Genomic DNA, 24096 nt, shown 5'->3' with positions numbered 1-24096 from the left:
GAGGAATCCGATGTTCGAATCCTGTTACACCCCAACCGATGTCGCGCATCTGATGCGATTCCGATACCACCTGCCCGCGATCCTGGCGGCAGGCCGTCCCGCCGTGCAATGCGATGTCCGGATCGGCGCGGTGGACATGCCCGTGCACCTCGGTGCCCGGGTACTCGGCCTACTCGGCGGGCGGCACAGCATTCCGGTCGTCACCAATCCGCGCGACACAGTGTGGACCTTCCTGGTGGCCTCGCACCCGGACCGCGCCCTCGACGCTCAGCGGGCACACCGCCTCTCCGACTACGGCGTCACCGTGCGGCGCCCCGGACAACGCGTCCTACTGCCGATGTCGGACAACGGATTCGGCGGGCGCTGGGCCTCGAAACCCACCCCGGGCCGCCTCCCCCTCCCGCCCCGCTCGACGGTCCTCGACGCCATCGGCGCCCTCCTGGACGAGGCGGCAGCGGATTCGATGCCGCAGGGCCAAGGGTGCGCCGCCACCGGCTCCTGACGATGCGCCGCCATCATCGTGCGCCGGGAGCGTGCCGTTGGCCCAGATCCACGCCGGCGCCCCGGGCTGCCGGGCGCAGCCATCGGCCCGGCTCAGCCCGGTGTCTCACCCGGGACGCGCCGTCCCCGCGCGTGAGCCAGCAGCACGTCGATCTCCTTCGCGATGCCGGACGCCAGCTCCTCGATGTCCGGGACGCTGTCGTAGTCGCCGGTGATGCCGAACGCCAGCTGTCCGGTATAGCTGAGGATCGCGATCGTGGTGCGCAGGCGCATGGCGATCGGCATGCACGGCCAGATCTCGAGCACCCTCCGGCCGTTCATGGTCAGGGCGTGCGCGGGCCCGGGCACGTTGGTTGCCAACGCGCTGACCGCGCGCTGCGGGAGTGCCGACGCCAGACGGAACACCCACGCCACCACCCCGGACGGCAGCCTGTCGGCGAACGCCAGCAAAGATTCCTCGGCTTCGGCCTCGCCGCGCGCCCGGTGCCGGCCGATCCTGTCGTGCACGGCGCGCAGTCGCTGGACGGGATCGTCGATTTCGACCGGCAAGCGCGGGATCATCGCCGAGACGCGGTTGTCCAGAACGTATTTCGCATCAGCGGCACGCATCGCCACCGGCACCAGGATCCGCAGCCCGTGCGATGCGGGATCCTCGCCGCGGGTCAGCAGCAACCGCCGGTAGGCGGCGGCAACGGCCGCGACCACCACGTCGTTGACCGTGACCTCGTAGGCCGCGCGGATCTCCCGCACCTGCGCCAGCTCGGCCCGCGCGACGGCGTACCGCCGCTGCCGCCCGATCGGACCGTTCAGCGACGTCTGTGCGGCCGGTGCCACGGCCGCATACACCACCGGAGCCAGGGTGCGCGCCGTCGCGGCGGCCCATCCGGGCAGCGCGAACGGCAGCCGCAGCACCTGCGCCAGGACGCCGAAAAGGTCACGACCAGAAGCATTCCCAGGTTGTACGCGGCGGGTTTCCGCCTCGCTGTCGGGTAGATCGCAGAAGCCCTCGAACAGTGTGATGCCAGAGATTCCGTCGACCATGCTGTGGTGCGCCCTGACGATCAACGCCCAGCGACCGCCGTCGAGGCGCTCGACGACGACGATCTCCCAGAGCGGATGATCGCGGTCCAGGCGCCTGGCCAGCTCGGTGGCCACCAGTTCCCGCAACGCCGCCTCGTCCGCGGGCGCGGCCAATGCGACCCACCGAATATGATGTGCCAGATCGAAATTCGGATCGTCCTCCCACGCCGGCGCGACGATGTCCAGCGGCGCCCTGCGCATGCGCTGCCGCAGCCGCGGCTGCCGCGACAGCCCCGCCGCCACCCCCGCACGAAACTCGTCCCGGCCGGGCGCGGTCCCGTCGATGATCGCCACCGCACCGATCGCCAGACTGACGTGCCGATCGGCGTCCTCGATCTCCAGGAATCCCGTATCCAGCGGTCCCAGTTCGGTCATTGCGGATCCCCTCTGCCAGGGGTGCGGTGTGCCGCCGACCGTCCGTCGCGGCAGACCAGCACCGGGCACGAGGAACGGTGCAGGAGCTCCCGGCTCACCGACCCCAGTAGGACCGCGGCGGCACTGCCCCGCGACCTGCTGCCCACGACCAGTAATTGGGCCTCGGCGCTCATCCGCGCCAGGACGGGTACGGTGGCTCCCGCGACGACTCGCTCGGCCACCGGCACGCCGGGGTGCCGCTGCCTCGGACCCGCCAGCGCCGCCGACAGCAACGCTCGCGACTCGGCGTCACTATCCACATGCCGGCCGATGGGCGCGATGCCCGGCGGCCGCACGTGTACAGCGGTCACCGGCACCCCGAACGCCGCCGCCAGCTCGAACGCACAGTCCACCGCCGACTCGCTCACCGGCGTACCGTCCACGGCCACCACAATCGGGAGCCGTCGCGGTATCGGGTGACCGGCCGCTCCACGCCACACCAGGACCGGACAGTGCGCCCGGGTCACCACGTGCATCGTGGTGCGCCCGATCAGACCGGATCCCACCTCGGGATGCATCCCGATGACCATGTACCGCGCCCGGCCGCTCCGCTCGATGAGCGCTGAATCGACTGCGCCACCACCATTTTCATAGTTCAAATCGAGATCACCGACGGCGGTGCGCACCAGGCCGACGGCCTGCTCCGCGACCCCGGACGGATCGACCGGCGTGGTCCGGTCGCCATGCCGCGGCAACGGGTTCTCACCGTCGTGCCGCGGGTCCAAATGCACGACCGACAACGGCACATGCAGTGCGTGAGCGAGATGCGCGGCCCAGCGGGCGGCGTTGAGGGAGCCCGTCGTCCCGTCGACCCCGACCACGACCGACTGCCGATTCATATCCTTCGTCGCCGGCGATTTCATGGCGGAAACGCCACCCCGTCGTTGTGGCGGCCCTCGGCAGCCATTCGCGTCATGATTCGATGATCGACCGGCTGAGAGCTGGATCACAGGATCGAAGGTCGCACTCTCCGCGTCCATCCGCCCTGTCGATGCGGGCCGTTCGCTCCACAGCGGTCCCGCGCCGACGATGACACTCGGCCGCGTGGAAGGGACCTTCGGTGGACATACACGAATTCCGGCCCGAGCATCCGGGCCGTCGCACCGGATGCCAGACCCCGACACCACCCGGCCGGGGAGGTCGGTCCTGACGCATCGGGCAGGTTCCTATCGGCTCGGGGGCGCGGCACCGGGCTCGCGGGCGACGAGGATCGGGCATTCGACCGACTGCACCAGCGCCCGGCTGGTCGATCCGAGCGGCATCTCGGCGAATCCGCCGCGGCCGCGGCCGCCCACCACGACCAGTTGCGCGTTGTCCGATTCGGCCAGCAGGGCGTGCGCGGGCCGGTCGCGCCGGACGAGGCTGCGCACCGGGACATCCGGCCAGCGCTCGCGGTGGACCGCGAGATCCTCCTCCAGCAGCGCCAGCTCCTTGTCCCGCGCCTGTTCCCATGCACCGGCAAGCAGTTCACCGTCGCTCGAATCGCTCCAGCACCGCAGCGCCGTCAGCCCGACGCCCCGCAGTGCCGCCTCCTCGAACGCGATCACGACAGCCGGCGCGTTGCTCTGGCTCCCGTCGACACCGACGAGAACCGGTTCGCGCATCGAGACCGGATCATTGCCGGCCGCGACGCTCACCACAACGACGGGGCAGTGCGCGTGGTGAATCATCGCCCAGCTCACCGAGCCGAGCAGCGCACGCTGCACCGCGCCCCGGCCCCGGCTGCCGACCACCAGCGCCCGTGCGGTGCGCGAGCGCTCGATCAGGACGCCGATGATCGGATTGAAGGTCACCTCCTGGCGGACCTCGACGGGGCTCGAGCCCGTGACAGCCGCCGCGATGCGCGCCGCCTCGGCAACGATCTCCTCACCGCTGTGCTGCAGCTGCTCGACCACCTCCGCGGTCACGTACGGCGCCGGACCGTAAGGCCCTTCGAACGCCATCGACGCGATCACCTCGAGCGGGCAGCCGTGCAGCGCCGCGTCCGCGGCCGCCCACGCCACCGCCCGATACGACCCGGCCGAGCCATCGGTCGCCGTGACGATCGCGACCCCGTGGTCTTGCTGCGTCATGAGCTGCTCCTTTCACCCGATCGGCTGCCATCCAGACGGCGACCGGCTGCGGCGTCCGGACGCCGCAGCCCCGGCCGAGAATCCACCGCTAATCGCCGGACTTCACGTCGACCTTGGTGACCTTCTCCTTGGGCTTGCCCAGGGGAACTCTGACGGTGAGGATCCCCTTGGCGTAGCTGGCATCGATACCCTCGTCCTTCGCGCCCCCGGGCAGCGATACGGTGCGCTCGAACGCACCGTAACTGAATTCCGAACGTCCCTTCTCCTCGGCGGTCTCGCTGCGCTCGGCCTTGATCGTGAGCAGCCCGCTGTGCACGGACACCTCCAGGTCCTTGGCCGGATCTATGCCGGGGATTTCGGCGCGGACCACGTAATGGCCCTCGTCGATGGACTCCTCCACCCGCAGCATGTGACTGCCGAACATGGGCGCCAGGCCCGGCGTGAGCGCACTCCACAGGTCGGTGAAATCGGGTAGTAATGAGCCCGGGCGATGATGGGCAGGAAGCAGGTTCATGGTCACTCCTCAGCTGTGTGGGTACCGGTTCCTACCCCGTCGATTTCATCGTTCCCGCGTTTGAACTCCTAGGGCATCGCGCCTTCACACCGAGGTGACGGAAGTCCCCCGGCACCGGCCGGGCTGCCCCGGCGCGACCGGCCTGCCGGGTCACAAGCCCAGTGGTCAGGGGACTTTCGGCCATCACGGAACGGGCGATGATCGGCCAAGCTGTTGGCCATGGAGTCCACCACCCCCTTCGCGACACTCGCCGAAACCCATTCGGCGGTGGTCGCGCTGTTCGGGGAACTGAACCGCCGCTTCGCACCCGATGTCCATCTCGGCGTCGCGCACCTGAGCGACCCGGCCGGCGGCGCGGACGAGCCGGTGCTGGTCATGCGCCCGCCGCTGCCCGATACCGCGCGCCTGTCGCACCGGCTGGACGACCCTGCCGTCGCTCACGGCGCGCTGTCCGGACTGGTCCGGCAGGTGGCGACCTGGCCCGCTGCGGCCGTGCTGGACACCACCGCGCCACCGGACACCGCCGCCACCGCACTGCGGATCTAGCGGCGAACAACACCGAAAGGATCACCATGACCGCGAATACAGCCATCGACCTGACGGAGGTGACGTATCGCACGCTGATGCCGAGCGATACGGCGACGGTCCGTGATCTACACGCGGGGCTCGGCGAACGCGACCGCTACTACCGGTTTTTCGGACCGCGCCCGAAGAATCTCGACCACGTCGCCACGCAGATCGCCGCGCACGATCCGAAGCATTTCGCGGTGGGCGCCTTCCTGGGCCGCTGGCTTATCGGCGTCGCCAACTACGTCGTGCTCGAGGATCCCCGCTGCGCCGAGGTCACGATGATCGTGGCGCACGAGGACCAGCGCTCGGGCATCGGCACCACGCTGCTCGCCGGTCTCGCGCAGGAGGCCCGCCGGTACGATATCCAGCGCTTCGTGGCCGAGATCCTGTCCACCAACTCGACGACGATGCAGTTGCTGATGGATGCCGACATGCCGATCAACGCGAAGTGCGACAACGGCGTCGTCAGCGTCGTACTGGAACTCGGCCCTGTACAGCGACGGTAACCATGACCAGCGCTCCCGAGGCCGACCCACGGCCGTTCCCGCGCGGAGGCATCCGCGCCGCCGGCCGTCCAGCCGCGCCGGTCGTCGACGTTCGTCTCGATGCTCGAATTCCGCGCATGTTCGGCGATTACGCGCGGCAACGTATCCGCAGAGCAGTCGAGCGCCACCCCTCGCCTATTACGTCGGTACGCGTGCGTGTGACGGACCACCACGACACGGCGGCGGCCGATCCCTTTGTCGCCCAGGTGGACATCGCCACCTCGCGGGCGATCCGCGTGCAGGTGACCGGCGCGAGCGTCCCCGGGGTGGTGGACGCACTGCAGGCGCGCACGCGAACACGACTGCAGGCCCTGGCCCGCTCCGGGCCGATTGCGTGGGAACGCTGTGGACCACAGGCGCCGACGCTGCTCTTCGTGCGGCCCGCGCATCAGCGAACCATAATGCGGACCAAGGCCTTTCGTCTCCACGATCACATGGCGGCCGATGCCGCGGTCTACATAACACTGATGGACTACCCGTTCGAGATGTTCCATGAACCGGGCGCCGAGGCCGAGAGTCTGCTGTACCGGACCGCGCACGGCGACTACCGCCTCACCCGGCTCGATCCGCCGCCACGGGCCGTCATCCCCGGTAATCTGCGGATCACCGTCGACAACGCTCCGGCCCCGGAATTGAACCGGCGGCAAGCACTCCACCGGCTGTCGTTGAGCGGATCACCGTTCCTGTTCTACCGCGACCCAGCACTGGACCGCGGCTGCGTGTTGTATCACCGTTACGACGGGCACTACGGATTGATCGTCTCGCGCCGGTGATTGCGAAACCGGACCCCAAAGCGTAGATCTCGATCTCCTGGGAGTTGCCGACCGACCCGGCCGTACGGCTGGGCGCAGCTTTACGCACCGCCACACTGATCTCCGGACCGTATTCGTCCAGCAGCCGCCGATACCCGTCCAGGGCCTGGCAGAGACCAAAGTCGTTGGCGCGGTACCACAGTGCCCCGCCGACGCGCGCCCGCCAGCGTCGTGCACCGCCAAACCTCCGCCACTGCACGCGGTTTCCGATGTCGCCGGAAAAGACCACGGGCACGGCGCAATCCGTGCTCTCCGGCCGCTACCCGCGCGTCTCCTCCGCCTTGCGTTGCAGCCACTCCGAGAGCGGCGCGGGCGCACCGCCGGAGGAAACCGGCGCTTCGGGCAGGGTCTCCGCCTTGTCGACGCCCGGGACCGTCATGGCCAGACCCGACACCGTGCGCTGCTCGATCGCGTCGGCGAACCGCCCGCGGATGGTCGCGTGACCCTCTGCCACCGTGATGGTCCACTGGCGGCGGCTGCCGGCGTAATTGTCCAGCCGCGCACGGATTTTCGATTCGGTCGCGGCGTCGTCGCGGATCAGGGCGCGCAGCAGGTCGCGGCGAGCGACGATGCCCACGAGCACCCCGGCCTCCACGACCGGCATCGACCGCACGTGCAGCGCCAGCATCCGGGCGGCGATGGCGCCGGTGTCGGCGCCCGGGTCGACGACCTCCGCCGGCACTGCCATCACCGCATCGACGGTGGTCGCGAGCTGCGCAGCGTCGTCGTCGTCGGCGGCGGCGGCGGCGGCGGCGGCGGCGAGGGCATCGGACTCCGACAGCATCCCGATGACGTGATCTGCATCGTCGACCACCGGGAGGGCGGCGAAACCGTGCTCGGTCAGCAGGGCCGCGGCCTCCCGCAGCGGTGTCCGCGGATGCACCGTCACCACTGGGCGACTGAAGATATCGCGGGCGTACATGGCGATCGCCTCCTGTTGTGTGTGATCTGTCGTCCCCTCCGAGCCAACCGGAGGACCGGAAGGCGGCCCCAGGGCCGCAAGTCACCTATCCCGGCGACCTCGGGAACACGGGCGGAAGACAATCAGTCTCACGGTGTTTCGCGCTGCTGCACACGCTGTCGCCCCGGATCCTGACGCCCGTGAGCGTGACCACCCCGTCCTGGACCTCGACCTCCACCTCGGCGGGCGGGACGCACATGGAACGACTTGGCGATGATCACCGTGTCCGCCCGATACCGCCGCCTACTCGGCGCTCTCGGGCGGCGCCGCAATTGTGTCGCCCGCCAGGGCCACTCGAACCACACCGCCCGCCGCGAGCCGATACCGGAGCCCGCCGCATTCGATGTCCACGCCCGGCGCCCGGTCCGGCTCGGAGGCGACCTCCAGGGTCCGTGCGTCGATGCGGACGGTGAGGCGGTGGCCTCGATAGACCATGGGGAAGCTCAGCCGGCCCAGTTCCGGCGGCCAGCACGGGTTGAATATCAGCCTGCCGCCGCGAATTTCGAGCCCGGTGAAGCAGCGCTGCAACAGATCCACGCTTCCGGCCATGGCGGCCATGTGGATTCCCTCGGCCGTGGTGCCGCCCTGAATGTCGTGGACATCTGACTCGAGGACGCTTCGGAAGAACGCTACGGTTTGGTCGCGGTTGGAGCGGGCCAGGACCCAGGCGTGCACGACGGCGCTGAGCGTCGAGCCGTGCGTGGTGCGGGCCACGTAGTAGTCGACGGTGCGCGTGATCATCTCGGGCGGGAGCCGATATCCCATGCGGCCCAGCAGGTCTCGGAGCTCATCCGCGGACAGTAGGTAGAACAGCATGAGGATGTCGGCCTGCTTCGCCACGCGGTAGCGATCGACGGTGTCGCCCTCGGCCTCGAGAATGCGGTCCAGCCTGGCGATGTCGCCATATCGCTCGCGGTAGGCGGGCCAATCGAGTTCGGACAGTTCCTCGTAACGGGCGAACTGGCTGATCACCCCGTCGTGGAACGGGACGTACAAGCGGTCGGCCACCGCGGTCCAGCGTTCGGGGTCCCCCGGCGGAATCCGCAGGGATTCCAGGAGTTCCGCGCGGACCCGTGGGGCGAGCCGGTGCAGCGCATCATGCGCGCGCCGGATCGCCCAGGCGGCCATGATGTTGGTGTACGCGTTGTCATCGATGCCCTGGCCCGGGGCGTCCGGATAGCCGGCGTGGAATTCGTCGGGCCCGATGACCCCGCGAATATGGAATCGGTCGTCGCCCGGATCATGGACGGCGCGGTCGGCCCAGAAGCGGGCGATCTCGATCAGTAATTCCGCGCCGGTCTCCGAGAGGAATTCGCGGTCCCGGGTCGCCTCGTAGTAGTGCCATACGGTGTAGGCCACGGCGATTCCGGCATGATGAGCGCGCGGACTCGGATCGAGGGTCCAACGTCCCGATCGCGGGTTGAGGTGCATGCGCTGGCTCTCCTCCCGGCCGTCGCTGCCGGACTGCCACGGGAACAGCGCACCGGCACAGCCGATGTCGCGGGCCAGGCGGCGCGCCTCGGGCAGGCGGCGATGCCGGTATCCCAGGAGGGATTTCGTGAGCGCCGGGAATCGGAGGGTCAGGACGGGCAGGACGAACAGCTCGTCCCAGAAGATGTGGCCGCGGTACGCCTCCCCAGCCAGGCCGCGCGCCGGGACCCCGGCGTCGACGGCGACGGTGTGCGGCGACAGGGTCTGCATCAGATGCAGCAGGTGCAGCCGCACGGTGCGAAGGGCGACTCCATCTCCGTCGAGGTCGATCCGCAGCCGCGCCCACAGGTGTTCCCATGCGACGATATGCGGCCCGAGCAGGGTATCGATGTCGTCGATCCCCGCGAGTTCCCGCCATGCCTGGTCGCCGGGGCTGGATATCGCGGGGTCGCGGCCGGTGTACAGGGCGCCGATCTTGTCGACCGTGACCGACTCCCGCTCGGCCAGCTCGACCTCGGTGTCGTGTCCGGCCAGTCCTGGCTCACCGAACGGTGAACTGGGGCCGATGTACCGTATCCGGTTCTTACGCATCGTGGTTCGGATCGCGGTGGCGATGGGGATGCGGGACTGAACGGTCGATGTCAGGGCGACCACGCCGTCTTCCCCGGGGCGGATCACCTCCGCCGCGGCGAGATGCTGCCCGGACAGCGCCCGGTAGCGATCGACCAGATCGTTGCGGACGGCGGTGTCGATCGCGGACCGAATCGTCAGGCGGCCGTGCCAGTTCTCGGCGGTGAGGGTCGTGCACAGCGCGCACAGGTGCGGTGCGTGCATCGACACGAACCTGCGCTGGGTGACCGCGGTGATCCTGCCGTCCGGGTCGCGGTACCGCCACCGCCGGGTCAGCACCGCGTACCGGAGATCGAATTCGGTACGGTAGGAGAGCAATTCGACCGCATCCGGATCGAACCAGTCGCCGTCGCCGACGCGCCAGGTCAGCGGCAGCCAGTTCGGCAGATTGACCAGGCTTTCGTTGTCCACCGTGCGCCCGGCGATCTCGTCGTCCAGGCGGTTATAGATACCGGCGACGTAGGTGCCCGGGTAGTGGTGCGTACCGGCCCTCGATTCCGGCGCGGCGGCACGGACGCCGAGATATCCGTTGCCGCCGGCGCACAGCGCCTCCCGCAGCTTCTCGGTGGGCGGGTCGTAGCCGTCGAAGTCCAGCAACCAGTCCCGCGGGACCGCCGAGATGCCCTCGGCGGCAATCAGGTTCGTCAATCGGTCGAGCAGATCGGCCACGCGGGCGGGGTTTTCGACCGTGAACTGGGCCGCGGTGCGGCGGTCACCGTCCTCGCGGTGGCGCACGCAGATCGCGATGCCGTCGGCGGTGACGGCGTCGAACGCGTCCTCGTCGGTGAGGTCGTCGCCGATGTACACCGGGACCGCCGGCGCACCGAACCGCCTGAGCAGCCACTTGACGGCAGAACCCTTGTCCCAGTGCAGATCCGGATGCAGTTCGGTGACCCTGCGACCAGCCGCGACACGCAGCCCGCCCTCGTGCCCGACGCGGTGCACGGCGGCCACCACCTCGGCGACCCGCGCCGGCGCCACGGCGCGGTGGTGCACCGCCACCGCGAATCGCTTGTGCTCCACCACAACCCCGGCAATCCCCCGCAGCTCCCGATCGAGCCGCCGTGCCGCGTCGGCGATGGCCGCCTCGGCCGCCACGCCCGCCGCGTGCGCGTGCGGGATCCCGTCCGGCGCCAGCAGTTCGAAGCCGTGACAGCCCGCGTACCACAGGCCCGGGATGTCGATCCGCTTGCGCAGATCGTCGAGCTCGCGACCGCTGACCACCGCCACCAGGCACCGCTCGGCCAGCCGCGCCAGTGCCCCGGCGATACCCTCGTGCAGGACCGCCGCGGCCGGATCGGGCACGATATCGGACAGCGTGCCGTCGAAATCCAGCAGCACCGCGGGCCTGCCGGCCGCCAGCCGGTCGATGATGCGGGGGTAATAGTCCAGCGCGTCCGGAATCTCCGACATCCGCGGGAATCCGCTTCGCAGCTGCGCCTGCGCCAGATCGGCAACGATCTCGTCGGCCCCGGCCGCCCGCAGCCGATCCGCATGCCCCACCCGGTCCACTCCGATAACCAGACCGAACCCACCGCGACGACCCGCCGCGACGCCGGCCTCAGCGTCCTCCACGACGACCGTGCGCTCCGGCCGCGCACCGAGCCGGCGCGCGGCCTCGAGCAACATCGCCGGATCCGGCTTGCCGGGCAGGCTCAGCTCGTAAGCCACGACGCCGTCGATCCGTACCGCGAACAGGTCCCCGACCCGGGCCGCCGCCAGCACCTCCGCGGCATTGCGGCTGGCCGAGAACACCGCGGTCCCCAGCCCCGCGGCCCGCAGTCCGCGCACCAGCGCCACGGTGGATTCGAACGCCGGCACCCCGTCCCGCGCGACCCGCCGCAGGAACAGCCGATCCTTTCGATTGCTCAGACCGCAGACCGTGACCGCGTCGGCCGGGTCGGACAGCTCTCCGTGCGGCAGCGAGATCCCCCGCGCCGCAAGGAAATCCGCGACGCCGTCGGATCGCGCCTTGCCGTCCACGAAACGCTCGTAGTCCGTCTCGGTGAAGGGCGACAGGTCCTCGCCGCGGCCCGGGGCCCGAGTGGCCAGGAAGGTGTCGAACAGTTCGGTCCAGGCCGCCGCGTGGATCGAGGCGCTGTCGGTGACCACCCCGTCCATATCGAAGATCACCGCGTCGAACGCGCGGGAATCGATGATCGGGCCCTTGACATCTTGGTCGTGCACACTCCGAGCCTCGTCCTGACGCGGCGCCGGGTATAGGGCCGCAGGTCGACGATCGACACACTCGTCCGGGGGGCGCCGGACCGCCGTTCCGGGGACATTCGTCCCTGCCCGAATCGCCTGTGCCGCAATAGCGTGAACACCATGGACCAGATCCCCGTCGATACCGTCCAGGCGGCTGTCCAGACTGCGGGACGCGCGCCGTCCCTGCACAACTCGCAGCCCTGGCGGTGGGTTTTCGGCGGTGACCGGCTGGACCTGTTCGCGGTGCCCGACCGCATGCTGCCCGATACCGATCCCACCGGACGTCAGATGTTCCTGAGCTGCGGCATCGCGCTCGGGCATCTCCGCACCGCCCTGGACGCCGAGGGCTGGCACACCGTCCTGGAGCACTGCCCGGACCCGAATCGGTACACGCATGCCGCCACCGTCCGTTTCGTACCGCATCCGGCGGTCACCGCCGCCGAACGCGAACGCGCCGAGGCCATTCGCCTCCGGCGCACCGATCGGCTGCCCTTGCTGCCGCCGGCCGAGTGGGACGATGTCGAAACGGTGCTGCGCTCGATGTTCGATCCCGCCGACACGATGCTGGACGTGCTGCCCGAGGCCGCGCAACCCGTGCTGGCGCACGCCAGCCGACTCACAGGCGCGCTGCGCCACCGCGATGTCGAGTACCAGGCCGAGCTCGGATGGTGGACAGGAGTATCCGGTCCGGATGTGGGCATCCCCCGCTCAGCACTGGTGACCTCGGCCGAGCGCGCACGGGTACCGATCGGCCGCGATTTTCCGGTCACCCACGAGCAGGCACGCCGGGACACTGTGATCGATCGAGCGACCCTGCTGGTGCTGTCGACCGATTCCGACGATCGCCGCGACGTCCTGCGCTGCGGCGACGCGATGTCGACCATCCTGCTCGAGTGCACCGTCGACCGATTGGCCACCTGCGTCCTGACCCACCTGACCGAATACCCGCGCAGCCGGGCCATCGTCGCTGAACTGATCGGGCGCCGAGGGTGCCCGCAAGCGCTGATCCGGGTCGGCATCGCACCCGAGGGACCCGAGCCGGTCCGCACCCCCAGGCTGCCTTTGCGGGAAATCCTGCGGATCGTGCGTTGACGCAGCGCTCGTCGTGACGGCACGGCGCCCTCCGAATCGAACGCAAACCAGGCCGATCGTGTTGAATACCCAACAATCCACGGTTCAAACGTTCGCGTACCAGCAAGTTCGCGCTACGGATAAACTGGTTTCGTCCGCCCGAGTCCGCCGACACGGCTCAGCGACTACGGGAGCCATGGAGGGAGGCGCAGCAATGGTTCAGCCGTCCGACGCGAGCCAGTATTCGGTCCGCGACACCCTCTCGCAGCTGCGGTTGCGGGAACTCCTGGACGAGGTGCGCGACCGCATCGACCAGATCCGCGACTCCCGGGACCGCATCGACGGGCTGGTCGAGGCCATGCTGACGGTCACCGCCGGGCTCGAACTCGACCAGACGCTGCGCACCATCGTGCACACCGCGATCACCCTCGCCGGCGCCCGTTACGGGGCGCTCGGCGTGCGCGGGCACGACCACGAACTGGTGCAGTTCATCTACGAGGGCATCGACGACGACCAGCGGGCCCTCATCGGCGATCTCCCACAGGGACGCGGCGTGCTGGGCATCCTGATCGACGAACCGAAGACGATCCGCCTGGACCGCATCTCCGATCATCCCGCCTCGGTCGGATTCCCGCCCAACCATCCGCCCATGCGCACCTTCCTGGGCGTGCCGATCCGGATCCGCACCAAGGTGTTCGGCAACCTCTATCTGACCGACAAGGACAACGAGCAGCCGTTCACCGAGGACGACGAGGTGGTCGTGCAGGCCCTCGCCGCCGCGGCCGGCATCGCGATCGACAACGCTCACCTCTACGAGTCCTCCCGCGCCCGCAACGCGTGGATCGCTGCCACCCGCGACTTCACCACCGAATTCCTCGCCGGCGCCGGATCGCACGAGGTACTCGAGCACCTGGTCGAGCACGTCCGGAAGCTGACCGCCTCCGAGCAGGCACTCGTGGCGATCTGTGAGGACCCCGACGTCCCGGCCGAGAACGTCGAATTCCTCGATGTCGCCGCGGCCGTGCCTTCGGCCTCTGCGCCTCGACAGCTTCCGACGACCGATACCGATATCGGCGAGGTGTTCCGGACCGGGACCGCGCGGCGGTTCGCGGCCGGGCACGGCAGCGAATGGGTCGGCGAGGGACCGGTCCTGATGCTTCCCGTCCGCACCGCGGAGGCAGCCCTCGGTGTACTGGTCACCGCGCGGCCAAAGGGCGCACCGCAGTACGCCGACGAAATTCTCGAGTTGGCCACCGCCTTCGCCACGCAGGCGGCGGTGGCCATGCAGCTGGCCGCGAGCCGCGAGCAGGTGCAGCGGTTGAGCGTGCTGGCCGACCGCGATCGCATCGCCCGCGACCTGCACGATCATGTCATTCAGCGGCTCTTCGCGGTGGGGCTCAACCTGCAGGGCACAGTGCCGCGCAGCAACCGGCCCGATGTGCAGGAGCGGATCACCACGTCAGTGGCGGAGTTGCAGGAGGTGGTGCAGGAGATCCGCACCACCATCTTCGACCTGCACGGCGACCATCCCGTACTGAGCGGGCTGCGCCAGCGGCTCGACGAGGTGATCCGCCAGCACACCACCGACGCGCCGATCGCCACTACGGTCCGTATCACCGGCCCGCTCTCGAAGCTGGGGATCACCCTCGCCGACAACGTCGAAGCCGTGGTCCGTGAGGCGATAAGCAATGCGGTGCGGCATTCGGGCGCCGATCACCTCAGCGTGGACGTGCATGTCGGGGACGAGATCACGGTCGTGGTCGAGGACGACGGGCGAGGCATGCCGCTGGATCCGGCCTCGAGCGGCCTGGTGAACCTGGCGGACCGGGCTGAGGAATGCGGTGGCAGCTTCGAGATCCTCCCGGCCGCAACGCCCGGCGCGACCGGCCCCGGCACCCGGCTTCGCTGGACCGCGCCGCTGCCCTGAGGACACGGAGGAGTACCTCCACGATCCGTCCGGGCCACGGTGGGCCAATACATCTCACCTGGACGGTACCGAATCACTGTATCGCACAGCGGTTTCCAACGTTCGATCGACCGATCCCGGAACCATGCACGGCTCACGCCGAGCGATCCATCGGCACGGGACGCCACGCGCGTAGCCGACCCGTGCGCTGTCCCGGCCTTGGGGACTTTTGTCCCTCATGCGATGCCGGTCCTGATCGCGGTGGCTGCCGATCATGGACCGAAGATCCCGGCGAAATCGACGAAAAGCCCTGTGTCGCGGGCGGCATCCGCGCGTTGAATTCCGAGTGAACGGACGTCCGTGCCGCGCTGGTGTGTCCTCGGCGGCGGCGATACACACGCGGAAGAGAGGGTTGCGATGGAGTACCGGGTAGACGTGTGCGAATCGACGCCACTGTCCGTGCTGCGGCTGTGGTGGGAGGTCCGGCCGGATCGGCTCGGCGCCGACATCGCCGCCGGGATGCGGGAATTGACCGCGACGACCGGACGCGCCGGTTTGACCGCTTGCGGCGCGCCGGCCATCACGTATGCGGACGAAGCGGCTCCGGGAGGGGCGCTGAAGATCGAGTTCGAGGTTCCGGTGGATCTCGGCACCTCCCTGGGGCCGGGCTCGGACGCCGAGGTGGTCGTGCGGCCCGGCGGCTTGGTTGCGCGCACCTGTCATCGCGGCGGATACGACCGGCTCGGTTCGGCATACGCGGCCATGCACGAGTGGCTGCGCGCATCGGACTACCGGCAGGTCGGACCGCCGGCCGAGGTCTACCTCATCGGGCCCGACGAAGTGAGCAATCCGAACCTGCTGGTCACTGAGATTCGCATCCCGGTGATACCGGCGCCTGCGATGACCGCGCGGGTGCACGCCCCCTTCGCCGACGTCGTCCGGCACACTCTGCGGGAACTTGCTCAGCGCGAATTCGAGCTGATCTCCGAGGCCGATATGCGGTCGCTGCTCCACACCGTTCCCGCGGGACATCTCGGCGAGTATCTGCTGATCATCGCCTGCCATCCCCGGCTCACCGGCCAGGCCGTCGCGGCGGACCCCCAGGCGGGCTGGCTGGCATCGTCCACGGTGACGGTGCACGGGATCGATTCCGCGGTCACGATCGCGGCGACGGACCCGATGACGCTCGCGCAGTCCTGCGTTCCGGAGGTGCAGGACCGCGCCCGAGAGCTTCGCGAGCTGCTCGCCGACGTGCTCGCCGCGGTGCGCGCCGGGTCCGCCGCGTGACCGGAGAGGACCATCGGCACAGCGCCGAGCCCGAAAGGCCGTTTGCGCGACCGGCTCCGGCGGGCACGCTCGGGTGCATGACAACACACGAGCCCCTGACGACAGTTCCCGACCACCGGACCATTCTGGAGGTCATGCGCCGGGCGAGCCGCGCGCCGTCGGTGCACAACACCCAGCCCTGGCACTGGATCTTCGACGGCGTCCGGCTGTCCCTGCACACCGATCCGGACCGACAGCTGCTCGCCGCGGATCCGCACGGTCGCCAGCGAATCATCAGTTGCGGCGCGGCCCTGCATCACGCGCGCACGATGTTCGCCGCCCACGGCTGGCACACCGATACCGAACATATTCCCGATCCGCACCAGCCGGATCTTCTGGCCGTCATCGACTTCCGGCTCTGGCCGGACCCACCCGAGGGCATCGGGCACCGCGCCGCCGCCATCGACGCGCGCCGCACCGACCGGCTGCCCATGCTGCCACCCGACGGCTGGGAGGAGATGCTGTCCCGGCTGCGGCGGTTGACCGCACCGCACGATGTCACACTCGACGCCGTCGGCGACGAGATCCGGCCGCGACTGGCCGCGGTCTCGGACCAGGCCGACGCGAACCGCCGGGACGACATGTACTATCAGAACGAATTACAGTGGTGGGCAGGGCATTCCGAGATGCCCGAGGGGATCCCCCCGGCGGCGCTGGCCTCCGATGCGGAATTCGCCCGCGTCGATATCGGCCGGTCCTTCCCGCGGCCGCCGCATTCGGATCGCCGGGCCGAACTGCGCGATCGCTCGGCGCTCGTGGTGCTGGGCACCGACGGTGAATCCGCCCTGCAGTGGCTGTATGCGGGCGAGGCCCTATCCGTGGTCCTGCTGGAATGCACGGCGGCCGGTCTGGCCACCTGCCCACTGACCCACATCACCGAGCTGCCCGCAGGCCGCCGGGCCGTCGCCTCGCTGCTGCCGGAACGCACGCTTCCCCAGGTGATCATCCGCATCGGCACCGCCCCCGGCATCGAACAGCCAGACCCGACCCCCCGTAGGCCGCTGACCGAAACGCTCGAGTTCCGGGACTGATCGCGGGCGTACGCTGGGTTGTAGGACACGGCGACCAACGTCGAACCCCGGGGCGCCACCCAGCCCCGTCGCCCGATGACTTTGGGCCCATTCCGGCGTCGGAGTCGCCGGAATATCGTGATCTCACGATCTACTGTGCGGATTGGACACCATCATGACCACGGTCTTCCTGGTCGACGACCACGAAATCGTGCGTCGCGGTCTGGCCGACCTACTCGAGTCGGACCCTGACCTGACCATCGTCGGCGAGGCCTCCGACACCACCCACGCCCTGGCCCGGATCCCCGCCCTGCGCCCGGACGTCGCTGTGCTCGACGTGCGCCTGCCCGACGGCAACGGCATCGAGCTGTGCCGCGAGCTGCTCTCACGCGTCGAGGGCCTGCACTGCCTCATCCTGACCTCCTTCACCGATCAGCAGGCCATGCTCGACGCGATACTCGCCGGGGCCAGCGGCTACTTCGTCAAGGACATCAAGGGCAAGGAGCTCGCCGAGGCCGTCAAAGCGGTCGGGGAGGGCCAGTCCCTGCTGGACAGCCGGGCCACGGCCGCCCTGATGGATCGGCTGCGCCGCAGCACCGAGCCCAACGGCCCGCTGGCCGATCTCACCGCACAGGAGCGCACGCTGCTCGACCTGCTCGGCGAGGGCCTGACCAACCGGCAGATCGCCCAGCGCATGTTCCTGGCCGAGAAGACCGTCAAGAACTACGTCTCCCGGTTGCTGGCCAAGCTCGGGATGGAGCGGCGCACCCAGGCCGCGGTCTTCGTCTCGAAAATCCAAGCGGGCCAGACCAGTTAGACACTGGTAACCCGAGACTCAGTGGCCTGTCCCGTGGCGTACCACCAGAATCGGGCACTCCACCGTATGGACCAGCGCATTGCTGGTGGCGCCGAGCAGCATGCCGGTGAATCCGCCACGGCCGTGGCTGCCCACGACCACCAGCTGCGCACCATGGGCCTCCTCGAGCAGCGCACGAACAGGCCGGTCCCGCACCACTACTCGGCGCACCGGCACCTCCGGGTACCGTTCGGACCAGCCGGCCATGCTCTCGGCCAGCACCATGTCCTCGTTCTCGCGCATCGCGTTCTCCCAGTCCATAGACAGGTAGGAAACTGCCGTATCGGCCCACGCGTGTACCGCGGTGAGCCCGACCTTGCGCAGGGAGGCCTCCTCGAACGCGGCGACCAGCGCGGGCACGCTGTTGGGGCTGCCGTCCACGCCGACGACGACCGGTTGTATCACCTCCATCGGATCGGCGGCCTGCTCGTAGTGGATCACCGCCACCGGACAGTGCGCGTGCCGGACCATTGCGCTGGTCACCGAGCCGACCAGTCCCCGGCGCAGTGCGCCGGCCCCCGAGCTGCCCAGGGCCAGCGTCCGCACCCGCCGGGATCGTTCGATCAGATCCGGGATGTCCGGCGACCAGCTGACCTCGGTGGTGACCGGCGGTTCCGCGCCAGGCATGGCGGCCCGCACGATCCGCGTGGCCTCGGTGACGATCCGCTCTCCCTCGACCTGCAGCCAGTCGGTGTCGGTGCCGGTGAGCATCGCCCCGGGGCCGTACCCGGCAGGCACCGACACCGAGGTGACCAGGTGCAGACCACAGCCGTGCAGCGCGGCGTCGGTGGCCGCCCAGGTCGCGGCCTTATACGAGGCGGCCGAGCCGTCCACGGCCGCGAGTATCGGCGGATTCGGCTCGCGCCGAGTCGAATCGAGGTGTTCGGTCATGATCGTGCTCCTTCTCAACGGTGGTCTCGGCCCATGGGACGCGCCACCAGCAGCCATTCCCTGGCCCAGGCGGCGCTGTGGCATCGGTTCAGCGTCCAGTGCAGGGCGACGAGGACTCCGGCGACGACCGCCCAGATCGCCGCCAGCAGGGTGAATCCGGCGCCGAAGCCGACGAATCCGGCGGTTTGGGAGGGCGTCGGTGCGGGCGTGGGCCGCCCGTCCGGTCCGAGCCAGATCCCGATCGCGCCGCCCCGCACCGCGCTCTCGGGAACCTCGACCGTCGCCTGTGCGGCGCGGCCGTTCCGGACCCAGCGCACCGGCGCCTGCGCCGTCGTGGTGGCACGGCCGCTGTCGGCGGCCGCGCTCGGCGTCTGCGAGCCGGTGACGACCGGGTCGGCCACAAGCGTCGCCTGAACCGCCACCTTGGTCGAGTTTTCCGAGCGGATGTGGTCCGCGGCCGCGGTATAGGACGCGGTTCCCGTCGCGGCCGCGACCGGCACCGCGACCAGCAGCAGCACCACCGCGAGTACCCGGACAACGGCTTCGATCCGGTCGGAGCCCCGCATGAGCGGGCTGCGGCTCCACGGCAGGATCCGCAGCCATCGCACCGGCATCGATGGATAGCGGGTAATTCTGTTCCCGGAGTGACCGATCATTACGGCTTCACCACCTCGTCCAGCGGTCGCCGGGACGTGGCGGGCACCGGATCGGCGCTCGGCGCGGCCCAGCCGAGCCGGATGATCATCTGCGGAAATCCGCTGTCTCCCAGCACATCCGTGCGAATCGCCGCGCGCGCGTCCGCGACCTCCAGCGGCTCGGACAGCGCGCAGGTGGCCAGGCCCATCTCGGTCGCGGTGAGCAGCACCGCGCTCATAGCCTCCCCGGTCCGCAGCCGTGAGGTCCGATCGTCGCCGGAGGTGCTCAACACCAGCATCCGCTCGGCCACGTCGATGTCGCGGACCACCGCCTCCGGCAGACCGGGATTGGAGAACGGGCGCACGGTGTCGTCCATCGACGCGACGGCGCTGCGCGCGGAAACCTCCGCGGGCGCGGCGTGCCGGCCGCTCCACTGGGACAGCTCCACGCCGTAACCGAAGTCGGCCGCGTGCTCGCGGGCCGCCCACTCGAACGCGTGCAGCAGTTCGGTTCGCTCGCCGCCGTGTTCGATGTCGTGCACCTGCACGCCGTACGCACGCCCGACCGCGGTGAGCTTGTCCAGCTGGGTCGGGTGAACCTCGCACGAGGTGAAGCGACGGCCGTCGGTGCGGCGCCGCGTGATAGCCCGCGCCAGTCCCGGCTCCTGCGTATCCGGCGTCGCCGCCCGGAATTCGACGGCCGCCAGGTGCTCGGGGTCGGCCGGGTTCGGCAACCGGTGCACCGTGGTCTCCCAGCCCAGCGCCCGCGCCGCGACGCACAGATGATGCAGTGCCGCACCACAGCTGATCAGCAGGTCGCGCTGGTCGGGGTCGGTGTGCGAGAGCCACCGCGTCGTGTCGGCGTACAGGTGCACGGCGCTGCCCCCGACGCGCCACAGCCACGGCTGTGTGTTGTGCACCGAGGGCGCGCGAATCGCCAGTTCCAGCGCCGCCCGCACGGTCCCGATGTCGGGGTGAATAGTCGACATTGCTCGTCTCCGATCAGGATTCGCCTGGAATCACCAGGAAGAGATTTGTCCCGCCGCCAGATAGTTCGCCGCCCGCCACCACGCGTCCACGTCCGCGATCAGTTCCCCGGTCCCGGCCGGTACCGTGACCGGCGCGCCGGTCACGACTCGCTCCGCTCGTCGGGGTGCACGACCATCACCGGGCAATTCGCGTGCTGGACAAGAGCATTCGATGTCGACCCGAGCAGGGCACCGCGGATCCAGCCGTGGCCGCGGCTGCCCACGACCACCAGCTGCGCGGACCCCGACCACGCCAGCAGCGTCCGCACGGGGTCCGAGGGATACACCCGGCGATTCACCAGCACGTCGGGGTACTTCTCCTGCCACCCCGCCAGCCGCTCGGCCAGCAACGCCTGCTCGGTCACCTCGATCTCGGGCGTGGGGAACACCAGATAGGGGTTGCCGGCGTAGTGCCCGAACTTCGCGTCGTCCCACACGTGCACCGCCACCAGCTCCGCGCACCGCTCGGTCGCCTCCTCGAATGCCGCACCGATGGCGGCCTCGCTCACCGGCCCGCCGTCCACGCCGACCACGACCGGCCCCTCGCGCCGCACCCGCCGGCCGGGGTCGGAGTGCGGTCGCACGACCACCACCACGCCCTCGGCGCGGCAGCTGACCGACAGTACTGTCGAGCCCAGGTGTGCGGCCAGGCCACCGGCGCCCGAGGCGCCCAGCACCATCAGATAGGCCGTCGACCCATACCGCAGCAGCAGTCGCACCGCATCCGCGGCCGATACCTCCGTCTGCACGCGCACTCCGGGCGCCGCCGCGAGCGCCCGCTGCGCGGCCCGCTCCACCAGGGCACCGGCCCGGGCCCGCACCGCCTCGAGTACCGGCGGCTCCAGCAGGTCGTATGGCTCGAGCGTCCGCGTCATGCCCGCGAGGTTCATCCCGTGCACGATGCACAGGGTCCTGCCGCGGCGCTCCGCCGTCTCGGCGGCCCAGGCCACGGCAGCGTCCGCGGCCGCGGACCCGTCCACGCCGACCACGATCGGCGCGGATGCCAGATGACGCACATCGTCGCTGTGGTGGGTGCTCATGATTCGCTCCCGGTCTCCTCGTTCCGGAACAGCACGACCTTCAACGCGCCCGAGTCGCCGGGATGCTCGAAAACCTCGTAGGCGAGTGGGAATTCGCTCATGCCGAAGCGGTGGGTGACCAGCCCCGACGAGTCCAGCCGGCCACTGCGGATCAGCTCGATCAGCATCGGGATCGAATTGGTGTCGACGAGCCCGGTGCTGATCGTGAGATCGCGGATCCAGATCCGCTCCAGGTGCAGCGTCGCGGGCGCGCCGTGTACGCCGATATTGGCCACGTGCCCGCCCGGACGCACCAGATCCACGGCCAGTTCGAAGGTTTCGGGAACGCCGACCGCCTCCATCGTGACATCGGCCCCCAATCCGCCGGTGAGAGCGGCTATTTCGGCGGCGACATCGTCCCGGCCATTGTTGAGCGTCACGTCCGCGCCGAGCTTGCGCGCTGCCTCGAGCCGGCCGTCGACCTTGTCGACGACGACGATGCGGCCCGGCGAGTACAACTGGGCGGTTATCACCGCGGCCAGCCCGATCGGCCCGGCCCCGATGATCACCACCACGTCGCCGGGCCGCACCCGCCCGTTGCGCACCCCCACCTCATGGCTGGTCGGCAGGATGTCGGCCAGCATCAGCATCTGCTCGTCGGACACCCCGGCCGGGATCGGGTACAGCGACAGGTCAGCGAACGGCACCCGCACCCGCTCGGCCTGCGTGCCGTCGATCAGATGCCCGAGAATCCACCCCCCACCGCCCAGGCACCGCCCGTAGCGGCCCTCCCGGCAGAACCGGCAGACGCCGCACGCGCTGACACACGAGATCAGCACGTGCTCCCCGACCCGGCGGGCATGCACTCCACCGCCGGCCTCGACAATCATGCCGACCGCCTCGTGACCGAGGATCCGTCCCGGATTCACCTCCGGCACATCACCTTTGAGGATATGCAGGTCGGTGCCGCAGATCGTCACCGCGTCCACCCGCACGATCGCATCGGTGTCCGCCTGGATCACCGGGTCGGGCACTTGCTCCCACGCCGAGCTGCCGGGCCCGTGATAAACCATCGCATGCATAGTTGCTCCCGAGGAACCGTCACCATCCCACGCACCGGATGACGCTTACGTCCCAGCCTTGTTCGGCCGTTCCCGGCCCCACAGTGCCGAAAGGCCCACCGGCGCGAGCACAGCAGCCGGACCTCGGGAAGGCTTCGGCCCTTTCCGCACCTACCGCGGGCGAGTCGCCGGCCTCACACCGCCCGGTCGTTCACGAGCACGGCGGCGCCGTTGACCCGGTCGCCGGCCAGGTCGGCGAGCGCCTCGTTCGCACGGTCCATCGGATACGGCGTCGCGGAGACTCGTACCGGAATACGAGCGGCGAGCTCCATGAACTCGATCCCGTCCTGCCTGGTGTTCGCGGTCACGCTCCGGACGGTCCGCTCCTGGAAGAGGTGACGCTCGTAGTTGATCGCGGGAATGTCGGTGAGATGGATGCCGGCAATCGCGAGACAGCCCCCGCGATCGAGAGCCTCCAGGGCAGGCGGCACCAAGGTACCGACCGGCGCGAACATGATGGCCGCGTCGAGTCGTTCGGGAGGAGGATCAGCCGCACCACCGACACTGGCCACACCGAGCGTGAGAGCGAGGTCCCGGGCCTCCTGCGAACGGGTGAGAACGTGGACCTCGGCGCCCTCGGCGATAGCGACCTGGGCGGTGATATGGGCGGATCCGCCGAACCCGTAGATCCCGAGCCTGCCCCCCGGCGGAAGCTGTGCACGACGCAGCGCACGGTAGCCGATTATTCCGGCGCACAACAGCGGGGCGGCCTCGTTGTCACAGAAGGCGTCCGGTATCGCGTAACCGAACGCCTCGTCGACGACCACGTACTCGGCGTATCCCCCGTCCAGGTCCCACCCCCGGAACAGCGGGGCGAGACAGAGATTCTCCCTCCCGGCGATACAGAACCGGCAGCGACCGCACGTCCGGGCGAGCCACGGCACCCCGATCCGGTCACCCTCGCCGAACCGGAAGCACCCCTCCCCGACACGATCAACGATGCCCACCACCTCGTGACCAGGAACGACGAGATGGCGCCTGGGCTCGAGGTCCCCTTCCGCGAGGTGAAGATCGGTCCGGCACACCCCGCACACTCGCACGTGCACCCGCACCTGTCCGGGGCCGGGCTGCGGAATCGCCCGCTCGACCCGGATCAGCGGATTCGACCCGATGGGCCCCGGCCGGTCCACGGCCCACGCCCGCAGCATCGCGCCGGTCACGATCGGATCCTCTCGTTCGACTGGACCGCCGACACCGGATCGGTGACCGACCGGTGCACCACGGCAACGGGGCACTGCGCGTGATGGGTGACCGCCTCGCTCACCGAGCCGAGCAGTCCGCGCCGCAGGGCACCCGGCCCGCGGCTGCCGACCACGACCATCCGGGCGGGACGCGACCACGCGATGAGATACGGAATGGCGGGCTCGGGGGTCCATCCATGCCAGATGGCCTCGGCAGCGGCCCAGGCGGCCACGTGGTAGGCCACGATCGAGCCGTCGACCGCGGCGACGATCGGCGCCTTCCGCTCATTCGGTGCGGATTCTTCCGTCATGAG

22 protein-coding genes are annotated in these 24096 nt (G+C 69.7%); 9 read left to right on the top strand and 13 right to left on the bottom strand.

What is annotated here, in order from left to right; translation table 11 throughout:
* Positions 1 to 10: 10 nt before the first annotated feature.
* Positions 11 to 502, top strand: coding sequence for a hypothetical protein (locus tag KO481_RS12800; protein WP_215917251.1), 492 nt, complete (start codon positions 11 to 13; stop codon positions 500 to 502).
* Positions 503 to 594: 92 nt separating this feature from the next.
* On the opposite strand, the gene KO481_RS12795 is transcribed toward KO481_RS12800, so the two are convergent.
* From KO481_RS12795 to KO481_RS12780, 4 genes are all read right to left on the bottom strand, one after another.
* Positions 595 to 1956, bottom strand: coding sequence for a wax ester/triacylglycerol synthase family O-acyltransferase (locus tag KO481_RS12795; protein WP_215917250.1), 1362 nt, complete (start codon positions 1954 to 1956; stop codon positions 595 to 597).
* Positions 1953 to 2834 carry a universal stress protein gene (locus tag KO481_RS12790; protein WP_215917249.1) on the bottom strand — a complete coding sequence of 294 codons (882 nt, stop codon included), beginning with the start codon at positions 2832 to 2834 and terminating at the stop codon, positions 1953 to 1955. Before KO481_RS12790 ends, KO481_RS12795 begins: the two co-directional genes overlap by 4 nt.
* 327 nt (positions 2835 to 3161) lie before the next feature.
* Positions 3162 to 4067, bottom strand: a complete 906-nt coding sequence (locus KO481_RS12785) for a universal stress protein (protein ID WP_215917248.1) — start codon at positions 4065 to 4067, stop codon at positions 3162 to 3164.
* 88 nt (positions 4068 to 4155) lie between these two features.
* Entirely contained in the window at positions 4156 to 4581 is a 426-nt protein-coding gene (locus tag KO481_RS12780) for an Hsp20/alpha crystallin family protein (RefSeq protein ID WP_215917247.1), read from the bottom strand.
* Positions 4582 to 4800: 219 nt separating this feature from the next.
* On the opposite strand from KO481_RS12780, the gene KO481_RS44315 reads away from it, so the two are divergent.
* The 3 genes from KO481_RS44315 to KO481_RS44310 all read left to right on the top strand — a co-directional run bounded on the left by KO481_RS44315 (position 4801) and on the right by KO481_RS44310 (position 6469).
* Positions 4801 to 5127: a hypothetical protein gene (locus KO481_RS44315; RefSeq protein WP_215917246.1), complete on the top strand. Its 327-nt coding sequence runs from the start codon at positions 4801 to 4803 to the stop codon at positions 5125 to 5127.
* A 26-nt stretch (positions 5128 to 5153) separates the two neighbouring features.
* The gene (locus tag KO481_RS12770; protein ID WP_215917245.1) at positions 5154 to 5657 is read left to right on the top strand and encodes a GNAT family N-acetyltransferase; all 504 of its coding nucleotides are present in this window, start codon (positions 5154 to 5156) and stop codon (positions 5655 to 5657) included.
* 191 nt (positions 5658 to 5848) lie between these two features.
* Positions 5849 to 6469, top strand: a complete 621-nt coding sequence (locus KO481_RS44310) for a sigma 54 modulation/S30EA ribosomal C-terminal domain-containing protein (RefSeq protein WP_215917244.1) — start codon at positions 5849 to 5851, stop codon at positions 6467 to 6469.
* Between the two features lie 298 nt (positions 6470 to 6767).
* Here KO481_RS44310 and KO481_RS12760 read toward each other — a convergent pair whose 3' ends face one another.
* Both KO481_RS12760 and otsB read right to left on the bottom strand, forming a co-directional pair.
* The gene (locus tag KO481_RS12760) at positions 6768 to 7430 is read right to left on the bottom strand and encodes a CBS domain-containing protein (RefSeq protein WP_215917243.1); all 663 of its coding nucleotides are present in this window, start codon (positions 7428 to 7430) and stop codon (positions 6768 to 6770) included.
* A gap of 282 nt (positions 7431 to 7712) precedes the next feature.
* The gene (gene otsB, locus KO481_RS12755) at positions 7713 to 11717 is read right to left on the bottom strand and encodes a trehalose-phosphatase (RefSeq protein WP_308166561.1); all 4005 of its coding nucleotides are present in this window, start codon (positions 11715 to 11717) and stop codon (positions 7713 to 7715) included.
* Between the two features lie 141 nt (positions 11718 to 11858).
* On the opposite strand from otsB, the gene KO481_RS12750 reads away from it, so the two are divergent.
* The 5 genes from KO481_RS12750 to KO481_RS12730 all read left to right on the top strand — a co-directional run bounded on the left by KO481_RS12750 (position 11859) and on the right by KO481_RS12730 (position 17868).
* On the top strand, positions 11859 to 12830 hold the full coding sequence (locus KO481_RS12750; RefSeq protein WP_215917242.1) for an Acg family FMN-binding oxidoreductase: 972 nt from the start codon (positions 11859 to 11861) through the stop codon (positions 12828 to 12830).
* Positions 12831 to 13023: 193 nt separating this feature from the next.
* On the top strand, positions 13024 to 14736 hold the full coding sequence (locus KO481_RS12745) for a GAF domain-containing sensor histidine kinase (RefSeq protein WP_215917241.1): 1713 nt from the start codon (positions 13024 to 13026) through the stop codon (positions 14734 to 14736).
* Between the two features lie 396 nt (positions 14737 to 15132).
* Entirely contained in the window at positions 15133 to 16002 is an 870-nt protein-coding gene (locus tag KO481_RS12740; RefSeq protein ID WP_215917240.1) for a DUF302 domain-containing protein, read from the top strand.
* Between the two features lie 77 nt (positions 16003 to 16079).
* Positions 16080 to 17072, top strand: coding sequence for an Acg family FMN-binding oxidoreductase (locus tag KO481_RS12735; protein WP_215917239.1), 993 nt, complete (start codon positions 16080 to 16082; stop codon positions 17070 to 17072).
* A 154-nt stretch (positions 17073 to 17226) separates the two neighbouring features.
* On the top strand, positions 17227 to 17868 hold the full coding sequence (locus tag KO481_RS12730) for a response regulator (RefSeq protein ID WP_215917387.1): 642 nt from the start codon (positions 17227 to 17229) through the stop codon (positions 17866 to 17868).
* Between the two features lie 18 nt (positions 17869 to 17886).
* On the opposite strand, the gene KO481_RS12725 is transcribed toward KO481_RS12730, so the two are convergent.
* From KO481_RS12725 to KO481_RS12695, 7 genes are all read right to left on the bottom strand, one after another.
* Positions 17887 to 18798, bottom strand: coding sequence for a universal stress protein (locus KO481_RS12725; RefSeq protein ID WP_215917238.1), 912 nt, complete (start codon positions 18796 to 18798; stop codon positions 17887 to 17889).
* A gap of 14 nt (positions 18799 to 18812) precedes the next feature.
* Positions 18813 to 19412 carry an Rv1733c family protein gene (locus KO481_RS12720; protein WP_215917237.1) on the bottom strand — a complete coding sequence of 200 codons (600 nt, stop codon included), beginning with the start codon at positions 19410 to 19412 and terminating at the stop codon, positions 18813 to 18815.
* Positions 19413 to 19453: 41 nt separating this feature from the next.
* Positions 19454 to 20422 carry an Acg family FMN-binding oxidoreductase gene (locus KO481_RS12715; RefSeq protein ID WP_215917236.1) on the bottom strand — a complete coding sequence of 323 codons (969 nt, stop codon included), beginning with the start codon at positions 20420 to 20422 and terminating at the stop codon, positions 19454 to 19456.
* 140 nt (positions 20423 to 20562) lie between these two features.
* Entirely contained in the window at positions 20563 to 21501 is a 939-nt protein-coding gene (locus KO481_RS12710) for a universal stress protein (protein WP_215917235.1), read from the bottom strand.
* On the bottom strand, positions 21498 to 22562 hold the full coding sequence (locus tag KO481_RS12705) for a zinc-dependent alcohol dehydrogenase family protein (RefSeq protein WP_215917234.1): 1065 nt from the start codon (positions 22560 to 22562) through the stop codon (positions 21498 to 21500). Before KO481_RS12705 ends, KO481_RS12710 begins: the two co-directional genes overlap by 4 nt.
* Before the next feature lie 173 nt (positions 22563 to 22735).
* Positions 22736 to 23761: a zinc-dependent alcohol dehydrogenase family protein gene (locus tag KO481_RS12700; RefSeq protein WP_372452006.1), complete on the bottom strand. Its 1026-nt coding sequence runs from the start codon at positions 23759 to 23761 to the stop codon at positions 22736 to 22738.
* On the bottom strand, positions 23758 to 24093 hold the full coding sequence (locus KO481_RS12695) for a universal stress protein (RefSeq protein WP_215917233.1): 336 nt from the start codon (positions 24091 to 24093) through the stop codon (positions 23758 to 23760). Before KO481_RS12695 ends, KO481_RS12700 begins: the two co-directional genes overlap by 4 nt.
* Between the last annotated feature and the right edge of the window lie 3 nt (positions 24094 to 24096).

The sequence above is a fragment of the Nocardia albiluteola genome (genome assembly GCF_018860155.1).
GTDB classification, from domain to species: Bacteria; Actinomycetota; Actinomycetes; order Mycobacteriales; family Mycobacteriaceae; genus Nocardia; species Nocardia albiluteola.
The sequence above is the reverse complement of the archived record's forward strand: the minus strand, read 5'-3'. Positions and strand labels throughout refer to the sequence as shown.